This window comes from Ferranicluibacter rubi (assembly GCF_011603255.1).
Classification (GTDB): Bacteria; Pseudomonadota; Alphaproteobacteria; order Rhizobiales; family Rhizobiaceae; genus Ferranicluibacter; species Ferranicluibacter rubi.
In genome coordinates, this window is sequence record NZ_JAANCM010000009.1 from 135,248 (window position 1) to 148,578 (window position 13,331).

At 62.6% G+C, this 13,331-nt stretch carries 13 protein-coding genes and 1 tRNA gene; 10 read left to right on the forward strand and 4 right to left on the reverse strand.

Annotated elements, in window-relative coordinates:
* Window positions 1-13 precede the first annotated feature (13 nt).
* A complete protein-coding gene (locus G8E10_RS17365) occupies window positions 14-241 on the reverse strand; it encodes a hypothetical protein (protein ID WP_167130071.1) in 228 nt (75 codons plus the stop codon).
* A 111-nt stretch (window positions 242-352) separates the two neighbouring features.
* A tRNA-Lys gene (locus tag G8E10_RS17370) sits at window positions 353-428 on the reverse strand.
* 319 nt (window positions 429-747) lie between these two features.
* Between G8E10_RS17370 and G8E10_RS17375 the strand changes: the two genes are divergently transcribed.
* Both G8E10_RS17375 and G8E10_RS17380 read left to right on the forward strand, forming a co-directional pair.
* Window positions 748-1,494, forward strand: coding sequence for a cytochrome c biogenesis CcdA family protein (locus G8E10_RS17375; RefSeq protein ID WP_167130072.1), 747 nt, complete (start codon window positions 748-750; stop codon window positions 1,492-1,494).
* Window positions 1,495-1,523: 29 nt separating this feature from the next.
* A complete protein-coding gene (locus tag G8E10_RS17380; RefSeq protein WP_167130073.1) occupies window positions 1,524-2,513 on the forward strand; it encodes an AEC family transporter in 990 nt (329 codons plus the stop codon).
* Here G8E10_RS17380 and G8E10_RS17385 read toward each other — a convergent pair.
* The gene (locus G8E10_RS17385; RefSeq protein WP_167130074.1) at window positions 2,481-3,683 is read right to left on the reverse strand and encodes a UbiH/UbiF family hydroxylase; all 1,203 of its coding nucleotides are present in this window, start codon (window positions 3,681-3,683) and stop codon (window positions 2,481-2,483) included. The two genes, G8E10_RS17380 and G8E10_RS17385, sit on opposite strands and share 33 nt — an antisense overlap.
* Before the next feature lie 287 nt (window positions 3,684-3,970).
* Here G8E10_RS17385 and pcsA point away from each other — a divergent pair, with 287 nt between their 5' ends.
* From pcsA to G8E10_RS17425, 8 genes are all read left to right on the forward strand, one after another.
* Window positions 3,971-4,696, forward strand: coding sequence for a phosphatidylcholine synthase (gene pcsA / locus G8E10_RS17390; protein WP_110727888.1), 726 nt, complete (start codon window positions 3,971-3,973; stop codon window positions 4,694-4,696).
* Between the two features lie 11 nt (window positions 4,697-4,707).
* Entirely contained in the window at window positions 4,708-5,682 is a 975-nt protein-coding gene (locus G8E10_RS17395) for a quinone oxidoreductase family protein (RefSeq protein ID WP_132447304.1), read from the forward strand.
* 49 nt (window positions 5,683-5,731) lie between these two features.
* Entirely contained in the window at window positions 5,732-7,330 is a 1,599-nt protein-coding gene (locus tag G8E10_RS17400) for an ATP-binding cassette domain-containing protein (RefSeq protein ID WP_167130075.1), read from the forward strand.
* Window positions 7,320-8,426, forward strand: coding sequence for an ABC transporter permease (locus G8E10_RS17405; RefSeq protein WP_167130076.1), 1,107 nt, complete (start codon window positions 7,320-7,322; stop codon window positions 8,424-8,426). The genes G8E10_RS17400 and G8E10_RS17405 overlap by 11 nt, the downstream gene beginning before the upstream one ends.
* A 1-nt stretch (window position 8,427) precedes the next feature.
* The gene (locus tag G8E10_RS17410) at window positions 8,428-9,348 is read left to right on the forward strand and encodes an ABC transporter permease (RefSeq protein WP_110734515.1); all 921 of its coding nucleotides are present in this window, start codon (window positions 8,428-8,430) and stop codon (window positions 9,346-9,348) included.
* Window positions 9,349-9,393: 45 nt separating this feature from the next.
* Complete coding sequence (locus tag G8E10_RS17415; RefSeq protein WP_167130077.1) at window positions 9,394-10,464, forward strand: BMP family ABC transporter substrate-binding protein; 1,071 nt, start codon at window positions 9,394-9,396, stop codon at window positions 10,462-10,464.
* A gap of 260 nt (window positions 10,465-10,724) precedes the next feature.
* Window positions 10,725-11,483, forward strand: coding sequence for a FadR/GntR family transcriptional regulator (locus G8E10_RS17420; RefSeq protein WP_167130078.1), 759 nt, complete (start codon window positions 10,725-10,727; stop codon window positions 11,481-11,483).
* Between the two features lie 144 nt (window positions 11,484-11,627).
* A complete protein-coding gene (locus G8E10_RS17425; RefSeq protein ID WP_092933794.1) occupies window positions 11,628-12,923 on the forward strand; it encodes a hemolysin family protein in 1,296 nt (431 codons plus the stop codon).
* 184 nt (window positions 12,924-13,107) lie between these two features.
* Here the strand turns inward: G8E10_RS17425 and G8E10_RS17430 are convergent, their stop codons facing one another.
* Window positions 13,108-13,254 (reverse strand): hypothetical protein, encoded by a 147-nt coding sequence (locus G8E10_RS17430; RefSeq protein ID WP_092933792.1) that lies wholly within the window; start codon window positions 13,252-13,254, stop codon window positions 13,108-13,110.
* Between the last annotated feature and the right edge of the window lie 77 nt (window positions 13,255-13,331).

Sequence of the window (13,331 nt, forward strand, 5' to 3'; positions counted from 1 at the left end):
GACTTGTGATCGTTTAGGTTTTCAATGAGGGAGAGCGTCCCCCAGGGATCGCCGTCTCCGTTACGGAAACCGGATCGCTGGCTGGAAATGTGTCTTTGAGCCCATCCTCCAATGCGTCCTTGCCCTCGTCTGAAGCCTTTTCCTGCCGCACGGATTGAACCGCAGGTGATTCTTCGTCTTCGGTAGGTCGGAAATCACCATTCTCGCCGCCCGTCATCGGCACCTTGTTAAATTCGATCATACCTTCGTCTCCCGTTTATTTAGGTTTTTCGGAAACGACGTCTGTGACAGAATGTTCCTTGCAGGGAACCCTGGCGGGTATGATGTAGAGCTGGCTGTCCGATGGGGAGAGTGGTGAGCGCGCAGGGATTCGAACCCTGGACCTACAGATTAAAAGTCCGTTGCTCTACCAACTGAGCTACGCGCTCCCGCGCCGGTCACCTGGGCGGCCGGCGAAAGTTGGCGGAGATATGCATAGGCGCGCGGTTGCGGTCAACCCATAAATCCATGGATCCCCGATTTCGCGGCGACGGGCAGCCCATGGCGCGGGATGCCGGGAGGACCTGAATGCCTTCAGGACGTGCGCAAGCAGCATGGGGTTCAATGGCGGGTTCGTCCTCGACGGGCGTCACGTCTCCTGCATGCGGCGTCTGGCACCATTGCTGGCGACGCGCTCGCGCGGTAACACCGTTACCAGCCGTGTGGTGCTGTCCTGCGCGACCGCGCGTCGTCTCTGAGGAACTGGTTTTGTCGATAGCCGATATCTCGATCTGGACCGCCGTGCTCGCGGGGGCGTTGTCGTTCCTGTCGCCCTGCGTGCTGCCCTTGGTGCCGCCCTATCTCTGTTACATGGCGGGCGTTTCCGTGGATCAGTTCCGGGGGACGAACGGCGCGGCGGCGGTTGCGACGCGGCGGGCGGTTCTGCCGTCGGCGCTTCTGTTCACGCTCGGCTTTTCCACCGTCTTCATCGGGCTTGGCATCGGCGCCTCGTCGGTCGGTCTTCTTCTGCGGCAGCATATGGACCTCCTGTCGCGAATCGGCGGCATCGTGGTCATCATCATGGGGCTGCATTTCCTCGGCGTGCTGCGCATCGGCCTGCTCGGGCGCGAGGCGCGCTTCCAAGGTGGGGGGAAGCCGGCGACGCTGTCGGGTGCCTATATCATGGGCCTTGCCTTCGGCTTCGGCTGGACGCCCTGCATCGGTCCCGTGCTGGGCACCATCCTCGGCGTCGCGGCAGCGCGCGATACGGTATCCGAGGGCGCTGTCCTCCTCGCGGTCTATTCCCTCGGTCTTGCCATCCCCTTCTGGATCGCAGCCGCCTTCTCCGGGGCGTTCATGGGGTTCCTGTCGCGCTTCCGCCGCCATCTCGGGCTCGTGGAAAAGATCATGGGCGGCCTGCTCGTCGTGGCGGGTCTCGCCTTCCTGTTCGGTCTCGTCAGCACGGTTTCCATCTGGTTCCAGCAGACCTTTCCGGTTCTGATGCAGATCGGTTGAACAGACGGGCTCCCCTCCAGGATCGCGACATGACCGACATCTTCAGCCTTGTGGCACCGTTCTTCGGTCTCATTCTTCTCGGTTATGGAGCGGCGCATCTGTTCGGCCGACGAGACAGAGCGGGTTCGGCGAGGCCCGGCCTCGAAGGCATGGGCTGGCTTAACGTCTATATTCTCTATCTCGCGCTGCCGTCGCTGTTCTTCACCCTCATTTCCCGCACGCCGATACACGAACTGACCCGGTTCGATTTCATACTCGCCGATGTCGCCGCCACCTATTCCGTCTTCACCCTCATCTTCGTGGCGGCCCTTTGGTTTCGCCGCGCGCCTCTGGCGGAAGCGACGGTGCAGGGGCTGGCGGCCGCTTATGGCAATATCGGCTATATGGGGCCGGGGCTCGCCCTGCTTGCGCTCGGGGAACGTGCGGCCGTACCGGTCGCGCTGATCTTTTCTGTCGAGAACGTCGCGCATTTCATCACGGCGCCTGCTCTGATGGCGGTTGCGGGAAGCGAGAAGCAGAATCCGGCGAGGCTCGCTCTTTCCGTCCTGCGCAAGATCCTGCTGCATCCCTTCATTCTCGCAACGACGATCGGGGTCGCCGCGGCGGCGTTGCAGGTGCAGCCACCGCTCGCGATCCGCCGGCTGATCGAGGCGCTGGCACCCACGGCCGCGCCCTGTGCGCTGTTTGCGATGGGCGTGACGCTCGGGCTTCGGCCGCTGAGGCGGGCACCGGTGGAGCTGACCTATATCGTTCCGGCCAAGCTGCTGCTGCACCCGGCCGTCATGTACCTCGTGCTGAGCGCCGCCGGGAATTTCGAGCCGATCTGGGTGCAGGCCGCCGTGCTGCTCGCGGCGCTGCCGACGGCGACGAACGTATTCGTGATCGCCGAGCAATACGGCGTCTGGCAGGAACGGGCCTCCGCGACCATCCTCATCACGACGGCGCTGTCCATGCTGAGCGTCACGGGCCTTCTCTACCTGATCGGATCAGGCGGAGTGCCGGCCGATCTTTTCCCGTAAATCCCCCAGTATGGACCGGATCGCGCTGCCCGGCCGCAGGCCTTCCTGCATGACGAGGCTGCGCAGGGCGCCGGCCGATGACAGCGCCTGCAGCCCACCGGCCCGCAGCATCTGCACCGGCAGAAAGCCGGTGAGCAAAGAGCGGTTAAGCAGGTCCACGCTGACCGTCCGGCTGAGAATATCGGCGCGCCTGCGCCGATCGTAGCGGTCGCCGAGATCCGCCGGTATGGCCGGCAGTTCGGCGAGCATGGCGACCAGCGTCATGACGTCGCGCAGGCTGAGGTTCAGGCCCTGTGCGCCGATAGGCGGGAAGGCATGGGCAGCCTCGCCCACGAGAATCACGCGGCCCTTGCCGAAGCGTGTGGCGGCCATGCCGGAGAGCGGGAATGCCTGGGGTTCGGTATCGACCGTGACCTTGCCGAGCATGGACTGCATCCGTTGCTCCACCGCGCTCGACAGTGCGGCCGTCTCCCGCGTCAACATTTCCGCTGCCGCATCGGGCGTCATCACCCAGACGAGGCTGGAGCGGTTGCCGGGAAGCGGAACTTGCGTGAACGGACCCTGACGCGTGTGAAACTCGGTCGAGATGTTTTCATGCGGGCGCTCATGGGCGAAGTTCAGCACGACCGCCGTCTGCGGATAGCTCCAGTTGCGCGTCTCGATGCGGCGCGCCTCGCGAACGAGCGAGCGCCTTCCGTCCGCGCCGATCACCAGCGACGCCGTCAGCGAACGGCCGTCGGCCAGCTTTAGGGTGCACCCTGTTGTGTTCTCCTCGAGACTTTCCAGTCTCGCGTCGATGCGGGTGATGGATGGTGCGCTCTCGATCCTGTGGTTCAGCACATCGAGGAACGGTGCGTTGGGCAGATTGTAGCCGAAGGCGTCGAGGCCGATTTCAGCCGCCCGGAAGGTGACGACCGGCGCGCGCAGAAGGCGATCCGTACCGTCGATGATGCGCAGCGTGGCCAGCGGCGCGCCGAGTGCGCTGACCTCTTCCCCGAGGTCGAGCTTCCTCAGAAAGCCGATCGCCTCGTCCATCAAGGCCGTCGTGCGACGGTCATGCGGGGCGGTCGGCGCGATGAGCGCGACCGTGCGGCCATCGCGGGACAGGGCGAGGGCGGCGAGGGCGCCTGCGAGGCCGGCGCCGATGACGGCGATATCGGTGTGATCCATGATTCGGTTCTCTTCCTTCGCCTTGGGCCGTCCGAGCCCATATCTAGCGCCGACCGCGTCTTTTTGGAATGGTCGCCGTTGCCGCACGTGGTGCGTAAGTCCACAGCGGATTACGTACAGAGTAGGGCAATCGCTTGTTTTTGCTGGCAGGGCAGGGCAAACGATGCATATTACGGACATGCCGGCAGCGACATTGTCGCGGCGGAGGAGGCGGTGCGGCATGACCTGGCAATATACGGGTCGCTCACCGAGTTTACGCGAAGCGTCAGCACAGGATGCGTCTGCCGATGAAGTTCTTCAATTACAAGCCGGTTCCCTACGCCGAGATCCGGGCTTTCTCGGTCCATGTTCTCACGGCTTCCGGATCGTTTCTCGCGTTCCTCGGCGTCGTCGCCGCGGCGGAACATCGCTTCGTCGACATGTTCTGGTGGTTGGGTCTCGCGCTGGCGGTGGATGGCATCGACGGGCCGATCGCCCGTAAGGTCCGCGTCAAGGAAGTGCTGCCCAACTGGTCGGGCGATACGCTCGACAATGTCATCGACTACGTGACCTATGTGCTGCTGCCGGCCTTTGCGCTCTACCAGAGCGGCATGATCGGCGAGCCCTGGTCGTTCGTCGCAGCGGGCGCCATCGTTATGTCGAGCGCCATCTATTATGCCGATATGGGCATGAAGACCGACGAGTATTTCTTCTCCGGTTTTCCGGTTGTCTGGAACATGGTGGTGTTCACGCTCTTCGTCGTGCAGGCAAGCGAGCTTGCGGCGTCCATTGTCGTCTTCGTCTCGGTGTTCCTCACGTTCATGCCGATCAGCTTTCTCCATCCGGTGCGCGTGCGGCGGTTGCGGCCGCTCAATCTGGCGGTCTTCACCGCCTGGTCGGTGCTCAGCGCCTACGCGCTGCTGATGCATTTCGAGACCCCTGCCTGGGTGGTCTGGGGCGTCGTCGGCACGGGCGTCTATCTCTACGTCATCGGGTTCATTCTGCAGATCTTCCCCAATCTCGGACGCGAATAAAGGAACAGGCCATGGCAAGAGCAATCATGATCCGGGAGCTGGGTGGCCCCGACGTCCTGAAGATCGAGGGCGTGACCGTTCCGCCGCCGTCGCGCGGCGAGGTGCAGATCCGCCAGGAGGCGATCGGCGTCAACTTCATCGACGTCTATTTCCGGACCGGCCTCTACAAGGCGGCGAGCCTGCCCTTCATTCCGGGCAAGGAAGGTGCCGGCATCGTGACTGCGGTCGGCGATGGCGTGACATTGTTCTCTGCCGGCGACAGGGTCGCCTATGCCGGCGCGGATGGGGCCTATGCCAGCGAGCGCAACATCGACGAGCAGCAGCTGATCAAGGTGCCCGACGATATTCCGCTGGAAACGGCCGCTGCGATGATGCTGAAGGGCATGACCGCGCAATACCTGCTCAACCAGACCTTTGCCGTCGGCCCCGACACGGTTCTGCTGTTTCATGCGGCTGCCGGCGGCGTCGGGCAGATTGCGGGGCAGTGGGCCAAGGCGCTGGGCGCGACGGTGATCGGCACGGCGGGATCGCCCGAGAAGATCGCGATGGCGCTGGAGCATGGCTACGACCACGTCATCGACTACCGGTCGGAGGATTTCGTCGCGCGGGTAAAGGACATCACCAAGGGCAAGGGCGTCGACGTGGTGTACGATTCCGTCGGCAAGGATACGTATCCCGCCTCGCTCGACTGCCTGAAGCCGCGCGGCCTGTGGGTCAGCTTCGGCAACTCGTCCGGGGCCGTTGAAGCCTTCAATATCGGCGTGCTGTCCCAGAAGGGATCGCTGTTCGCCACGCGTCCGACGCTTTACACATACACCTCGACACGGCCGGAGCTTGAGGCGTGTGCGAACGCGTTGTTTGATGTTGTGCGGAGCAATAAAGTGCGTATCAATATCAACCAGACCTATGCGCTTGATAATGCAAGCCAGGCGCATGCGGATCTGGAAGCTAGGAAGACGAGCGGAACAACTTTGCTGATTCCCTGAGAAGCCGAAACGGCGCCCGGGCATCTGCGGCTTGAAAGAGGGGGATGGCGTGGCGGTTGAAGGACCCAGCGCTGACAGCACCCTGCTGTCGGTCAGCAAGCTGACGAAGACTTTCGGAACTTTTGCAGCCTGCAACGGGATCGATATTGATATACGGCCGGGCGAGATCCATGCGCTTCTCGGTGAGAACGGCGCGGGCAAATCCACCCTCGTGAAGATGCTCTTCGGCGTCCTCGGCCCAACGAGCGGGCAGATAAACTGGCGCGGCCAGCCGGTGCGCATTGCGAGCCCCGGCGCCGCACGGCGCCTCGGCATCGGCATGGTCTTCCAGCATTTCTCCCTGTTCGAGGCATTGACGGTCGCGGAGAACATCGCGCTCTCGATGGATCCGGGCATTTCGCTCAACAAGATCTCGGAAGAAGCCGCCGCCTTGTCGGTGAGCTATGGCCTGCCGCTCGATCCGAAGGCGCATGTTGCGGACCTTTCCGTGGGCGAACGCCAGCGGATCGAGATCGTGCGCGCGCTGCTGCAGAACCCGCAGCTCATCATTCTCGACGAACCGACCTCCGTGCTCACACCGCAGGAGGCCGACCGGCTGTTCGAAACGCTGGCGAAGCTGAAAGCCGAGGGACGTTCGGTTCTCTATATCAGCCACAGGCTGGAAGAGGTGCAGCGCATCTGCGACCGGGCGACCGTGCTGCGCCACGGCAAGGTGACCGGCGCCTGCGACCCGCGGCAGGAAACGCCCGCGTCTCTCGCCCGCATGATGGTGGGCAGCGATGTCGCGCATGTCAGCGCTGTCGGCTCGTCCGTGAAGGGCAAGGTTCAGCTCGAGGCACGGCACCTGAAGGCCGCGGCCCGTACGCCGTTCGCCGTGTCGCTGAAGGACATCTGTCTGAAGGTGCATGCCGGCGAAGTGCTGGCGATCGCCGGCGTTGCCGGCAACGGACAGGGCGAACTGTTCGATGCGCTCTCCGGGGAGTATCCGACGGCCGACAACGACGCCGTCTTCATCCGCGAGAAACCGGTCGGCCGACAGGGCATCAACCAGCGGCGTGCGCTGGGTGCGGGCTTCGTGCCGGAGGAGCGTCACGGACATGCCGCCGTCTCCGCCCTGCCGCTGTCGGACAATCTGGTGCTGGCGCGCTACTATTCGGACCGCAAAGCCTTCATCGGCGGCGGTGCGCTCGGTCTCATCCGTAACGGTGCCGTGAAGCGGGCCGCAAAGCGGATTTCCGAGGCCATGGACGTGCGCAAGAGCGGGGAGGATCCACCGGCGGGCTCGTTGTCGGGCGGCAACCTGCAGAAATTCATCGTCGGACGCGAGCTCGACCGACAGCCCTCTGTGCTGATCGTCAACCAACCGACCTGGGGTGTGGACGCGGGTGCCGCGAGCCGTATCCGCCAGGCGCTGGTGGATCTCGCTAAGGCCGGCTCCGCCGTGCTGATCATCAGCCAGGATCTCGACGAGATCTTCGAGGTGGCAACCGAGATCGCCGTTATCAACGACGGCAAGCTTTCCGAAATTTATCCTGCCGCCGCCCTGTCGCGTGAAAAGATCGGGCTTCTGATGGGCGGCATGCAGGGGACGACGGCGTCCGAGGCGGCCGCTGCCGCGACTGTGAAAGAGACGGCCCATGCGCATTGAGCTTGAAAAGCGGCCGAAGGTCTCTCTTCTCTATGCTTTCCTGTCCCCCGTCATCGCGCTCTGCCTGACCATCGTGGCCGGCGCGATCATGTTCGTGTTCCTCGGCAAGGACCCCGGACTGGCGCTCTACAGCTTCTTCATCGAGCCGCTGACGGAAGTCTGGTCGCTGCACGAACTGGCGATCAAGGCGGCGCCGCTGATCCTGATCGCTGTCGGTCTCTCCATCTGCTACCGGTCGAACAACTGGAATATCGGCGCGGAAGGCCAGTTCATCATGGGCGCGGTGACGGGCTCCATCGTTCCGGTCGTCTTCCACGAATGGCATTCGGCCCTCGTCCTGCCGCTGATGCTCGTCATGGGCATGATCGGCGGCGCGCTCTATGCCGGCATTCCGGCCTTCCTGAAGGCGCGGATGAACACGAACGAGATCCTGACGAGCCTGATGCTCGTCTATGTTGCCCAGCTTTTCCTCGATTGGCTGGTGCGGGGCCCATGGCGCGATCCGGGCGGGTTCAACTTCCCGGTGACGCGTGCATTCGCGCCCGAAGCGATCCTGCCGGAGATGCTGGCCTCGGGCCGCGCCAATTACGGATTCGCCTTCGCGATCCTCGCCGCGCTCGCCATCTGGTTCATGATGCGCTTCACGCTCAAGGGCTTCGAGATTACGGTGCTTGGCCAATCCGAGCGGGCAGGGCGGTTCGCCGGCTTCTCCTCACGGCGGATGATCTGGTTTTCCATGCTGCTGTCGGGCGCTTTTGCCGGGCTTGCCGGCATCTCGGAGGTTTCCGGCGCCATCGGCAAGCTGCAGCCGGTGATTTCGCCCGGCTATGGCTTCACCGCGATTATTGTTGCCTTCCTCGGCCGGTTGAACCCGCTTGCGATCATCGTCGCCGGTCTCGTTCTCGGCCTCACCTATCTCGGTGGCGAGGCGGCGCAGATCTCGCTCGGGCTGTCCGACAAGGTCGTGCGGGTGTTCCAGGGCCTGCTGCTCTTCTTCGTGCTCTCCTGCGACACGCTGATCCAGTATCGCATCCGCATCGTCTGGCGCCGGGTGACTGGCCAAGTGACTGGCCAAGTGACGGAAGGAGCGCACTGACATGGGTATCATCGAAGCCATTCTGCTGACGGTCATCACAGCAGCGACACCGCTGGTCATCGCCGCCGCCGGCGAACTGGTGACCGAGCGGTCCGGCGTGCTCAACCTCGGCGTCGAGGGCATGATGATCATCGGCGCCGTCTGCGCCTTCGCCGCGACGCAGGCGACCGGCTCGCCCTATATCGGCATCCTCGCGGGTATTCTGTCCGGCACGCTGTTCTCGCTGCTCTTCGGCTTCCTGACGCTGACGCTGGTGGCAAATCAGGTTGCGACCGGGCTGGCGCTGACTATTCTCGGCCTCGGGCTTTCGGGGCAGATCGGCGAGCCCTATGCGGGACAGTCGGGTATCAAGCTGCCGCAGATCGTTTTTCCCGTCCTCAGCGACATCCCGGTCATCGGCCGGCTGCTGTTCCAGCAGGACCTGATCTTCTACCTGTCGATCGCGCTCATTGCCGGCATCCACTGGTTCCTATTCCGCAGTCGCGCCGGGCTGAAGCTGCGCTCGGTCGGCGACAGCCATACCTCGGCCCATGCGTTGGGGATCAACGTCATCCGCACGCGATACCTCGCCGTTATGTTCGGCGGCGCCTGTGCCGGTCTCGCGGGCGCGCAACTGTCGCTGGTCTACACGCCGCAATGGGTGGAGAACATGTCGGCCGGGCGCGGCTGGATCGCGCTCGCGCTGGTGGTCTTTGCTTCCTGGCGGCCATGGCGCATCGTTGCGGGCGGTTATCTCTTCGGCGCCGTGTCGATCAGCCAGCTTTATGCACAGGGGAACGGCTTCAATGTGCCGTCGCAGCTTCTGTCAGCGCTGCCGTACCTTGCAACGATCGTCGTCCTCGTGCTCATCTCGCAGAACCGCCGGATGACGATGATCAACACGCCGGCCTCACTCGGCAAACCCTTCGTGCCGGATCGCTGATCCGATCGGCCAAAGACATCTATTCGACAACATGAGAGGTCCAAAATGAAGAAACTTATCCTCGCTCTCGTCGCCACGACGGCGGCCATCGGCTTTGCCGCTTCGGCAAGCGCCCAGGAAAAGGCCAAGATCTGCTTCGTCTATGTCGGCTCCAAATCGGACGGCGGCTGGACGCAGGCGCACGACATCGGTCGTCAGGAGCTGGAAAAGACGCTCGGCGACAAGATCGAGACGCAGTTCCTCGAAAACGTGCCGGAAGGTCCGGATGCCGAACGCGCCATCGAACGCCTGTCGCGCTCGGGTTGCGGCCTGATCTACACGACATCGTTCGGCTTCATGGACGCGACGGTGAAGGTTGCCGCCAAGTTCCCGAAGGTGATGTACGAGCACGCAACCGGCTACAAGACCGCGCCGAACGTCGCGACCTATAACAGCCGCTTCTACGAAGGCCGCTATATCCAGGGTCAGATCGCTGCCAAGATTTCCGAGAAAGGCGTGGCCGGCTACATCGCCTCCTTCCCGATTCCGGAAGTCGTCATGGGCATCGACGCGTTCCTGATCGGCGCGCGCTCGATCAACCCGGACTTCAAGATCAAGGTCGTATGGGCGAACACCTGGTTCGACCCGGGCAAGGAAGCCGATGCGGCCAAGGCGCTGATCGACCAGGGCGTCGACGTGCTGACGCAGCACACCGACACCACAGCGCCGATGCAGGTTGCGGCAGAACGCGGCATCAAGGCTTTCGGCCAGGCCTCGGACATGATCGCCGCCGGCCCGAAGACCCAGCTGACCGCGATCAAGGACACCTGGGGCGCCTATTACATCAAGCGCACGCAGGCCTTCCTCGATGGCAAGTGGGCAACGACGTCCAGCTGGGATGGCCTGAAGGACGGCATCCTGACCATGGCGCCCTACACCAACATGCCTGACGACGTGAAGGCGATGGCGGAGGCGACGCAGGCGAAGATCGAGTCGGGCGAACTGAAGCCTTTCACCGGCCCGCTGAAGAAGCAGGACGGCAGCGTCTGGCTGAAGGAAGGCGAGACCGCAGAAGATGGCGTTCTGCTTGGCCTCAACTTCTACGTCGATGGCGTGGACGACAAGCTGCCGCAATAAACCGTTGTGATCGGGTCGCCGCGCGGCCCTGTCTCTTCAACGCGCTCCCGCAGGGCCGTCCAAGCGGCCCTGCTGTTTAAGCGATACATTGACAAGCGCGGTCCTTTTCCATCATGCTTCCAAATTCCATTTCGTTCAGAAATGAAATGAAAATTCCATCTCTCCCTCCAAGACACGCATATTGTCATATGATATGATTTTTCTGTCGTCCGGGAGGAATGTGGCGACAGAACGCGTAGTGAGTCCGACGAGGGGGAAGCATGAAGAAGGGTCCGCTGGAGACGCTGATCACAGGCGTCGATACGCGCACGAGCCATTCGCAGGTCGTGGATGTCCTCGGCCGCGCCATCATTTCCGGTGAGTTTCCCGTCGGCACCATTTTGCCGGGCGACCAGGAGCTGGCGATGCGCTTCAAGGTGTCCCGCACCGTGCTGCGCGAGGCCATGAAGACATTGGCGGCCAAGGGCTTGATCGTGCCGCGTGCGCGGATCGGAACGCGGGTGACCGCCCGTAACCAGTGGAACCTGTTCGACAGCGACATCCTGACCTGGCACTTCCATAACGGTATCGACGAGGACTTCCTGACGCATATCAGCGAGGTCCGCATGGCCTTCGAGCCGCATGCCGCGGCACTGGCCGCCATCCATGCGACCGAAGTGGAGATCAGCCATATGATGCGGCTCGCCGTCGCCATGGGCGATCCCGCGCATACGCCCGAATCGCTGGCCGTGGCGGATCTGCGCTTTCACCTCGCCGTGGCCGAGGCGTCGGCCAATCCTTTCATGCGCAGCGTCGGCAGCCTTATAGAGGCGGCGCTGGTCGGCATTTTCAAGCTCAGCTCGCCCGCAGCCGACCGTGAGGGCATCGAGGACGTCTCGCGCAATCATATTCGCATCGTGGAGCAGATCAGCCGGCGCGACGAGGCGGGGGCCCGCGCGGCGATGGAAGTGGTCATCCGGGTCGGCCGCGCACGTGTTCGTGTGGCCATGGACGACACACCCGAGACGGTCGCTGGCTGACAAACGTCGGTCTGTAACGGCAAGAATGGTGAAACTTGCCGTATCCCGCCTTGCTGCATTGCGCGGTTCCGCCTATTTCATGAAAACGATGATATCGCGCGCTGTGAAACCTGCACGGCGCGGAGCATCGGTTTTCGAGGATCCATGTCCGAACTGCTCGTCATTTTCGTTCTTCTTCTGATCAATGCCTTCTTTGCCATGTCGGAAATGGCTCTCGTCTCCGTCAGCCGGCCGATGCTGCGGCAAATGGCCCGGCAGGGAAATGTCCGTGCGGAGATGGCGCTGAACCTTGCGGAAGATCCGGGCAAGTTCCTCTCGACCGTGCAGGTCGGCATCACGCTCGTGGGTACGCTGGCCGGCGCCTATGGTGGCGCAACGATCGCCGACAAGCTGGCGCCGGTCCTCAACGATATCAGCTGGATCAACCCTTATGGCAGTACCGTCTCGGTCGCCTTGGTGGTTACGCTTATCACCTATCTCTCGGTGGTTATCGGCGAGCTCATTCCCAAACAGCTGGCACTGCGCAATTCCGAAGGCATCGCCATGTTCGTGGCGCGGCCGATGTCGATCCTGTCCAAGGTCGTCTCGCCGGTCGTCTACCTGTTCGAAGGGTCCGCCAAGGTTTTCATGCATGTCTTCGGCGTGACCAGCAACAAGGATGCGGTGACGGAAGAGGAAGTGCAGGCGATCATGGCCGAGGGCGTCGAGAGCGGCGCCATCGAGAAATCCGAGCATGAAATGCTGCGCCGCATCATTCGGCTCGGCGATCGCAACGTCAAATCCATCATGACGCACCGGACCGAGGTGAGCTTCATCGACGCGAACGATACGCTGGAAGCGGTGCGCGCAAAGATTGAGCAGACCTCGCATTCGCGGTACCCCGTCATGGACACGTCTACGGGAGAGATTCTCGGTGCCGTGCTCGTGAAAGAGGTGCTGAACGTCAGCGACCGTGGGGCTTTTGACATCCGCGTCTTCGTGAAGGAACTGCACGCGCTGCCGGAAACGGCATCGTGCCTCAAGGCGCTGGAGGCGTTCAAGTCTTCGCGCATCAACATGGCGATGATCGTCGACGAGTATGGCAGCATCGAAGGCATCATCACGATCGCCGATATTCTCGAAGCGATCGTCGGCGTTCTCCCGTCGAACTACGACGATATCGAACACGCCCTGATCCGCCTGCGCGAAGACGGGTCCTATCTGGTCGACGGCCGCACGCCGATCGACGAAATCCACCTGACCATCGGCATCGACGAAATCGATTCGGATGGCAGCTACGAGACCATCGCCGGCTTTCTCGTGCAGGAACTGCGCAAGTCGCCCGAAGAGGGCGATGTGGCCGAGGCCTTCGGATACAGGTTCGAAGTGGTGGATATGGACAGCCGCCGGATCGACAAGATCCTGGTGTCGAAACTCGACGTGGCATCCACGGAGCGGTGAGACGGGGCTTGCCGGACTGCAGCAGGTTCGAGACAAACAAAAAGGCCGGGGATTACCCGACCTTTCGTTCTCAGAGTTTCTGTAACCTGCTAGTTCATCCGTAGTCAGATCACCTGACCCTGAGTATCTGCTGGAATGGTTAATAAAGGGTTAACGCGTCCGTTTTGCGTCACCCTTCGGATTTTCAATTTTCCTCAACCGAAATACCGTTTTCGCCGATCTTCAGTTCAACGCCCTGCGGTTCTTTCTCGCGGTCGTAGATGTAGACGCCCATGACGATGACCAGGACAACCAATGCGCCCAACAGCGCGTAAAGTCCGTTTCGGTTCATGCTGATATCCCCTTCGTTACCGATACTTACCGATAAATGAGATAGGGCGGGCTGCGGATTTGTGAAGATCCCGGACC

Coding starts and splice junctions, on each gene's coding strand:
- G8E10_RS17365 (WP_167130071.1), bottom strand. CDS start 241: ATGATCGAATTTAACAAGGTGCCGATGACGGGCGGCGAGAATGGTGAT.
- G8E10_RS17425 (WP_092933794.1), top strand. CDS start 11,628: ATGTCCGAACTGCTCGTCATTTTCGTTCTTCTTCTGATCAATGCCTTC.
- G8E10_RS17415 (WP_167130077.1), top strand. CDS start 9,394: ATGAAGAAACTTATCCTCGCTCTCGTCGCCACGACGGCGGCCATCGGC.
- G8E10_RS17430 (WP_092933792.1), bottom strand. CDS start 13,254: ATGAACCGAAACGGACTTTACGCGCTGTTGGGCGCATTGGTTGTCCTG.
- pcsA (WP_110727888.1), top strand. CDS start 3,971: ATGAAGTTCTTCAATTACAAGCCGGTTCCCTACGCCGAGATCCGGGCT.
- G8E10_RS17385 (WP_167130074.1), bottom strand. CDS start 3,683: ATGGATCACACCGATATCGCCGTCATCGGCGCCGGCCTCGCAGGCGCC.
- G8E10_RS17410 (WP_110734515.1), top strand. CDS start 8,428: ATGGGTATCATCGAAGCCATTCTGCTGACGGTCATCACAGCAGCGACA.
- G8E10_RS17380 (WP_167130073.1), top strand. CDS start 1,524: ATGACCGACATCTTCAGCCTTGTGGCACCGTTCTTCGGTCTCATTCTT.
- G8E10_RS17395 (WP_132447304.1), top strand. CDS start 4,708: ATGGCAAGAGCAATCATGATCCGGGAGCTGGGTGGCCCCGACGTCCTG.
- G8E10_RS17405 (WP_167130076.1), top strand. CDS start 7,320: ATGCGCATTGAGCTTGAAAAGCGGCCGAAGGTCTCTCTTCTCTATGCT.
- G8E10_RS17420 (WP_167130078.1), top strand. CDS start 10,725: ATGAAGAAGGGTCCGCTGGAGACGCTGATCACAGGCGTCGATACGCGC.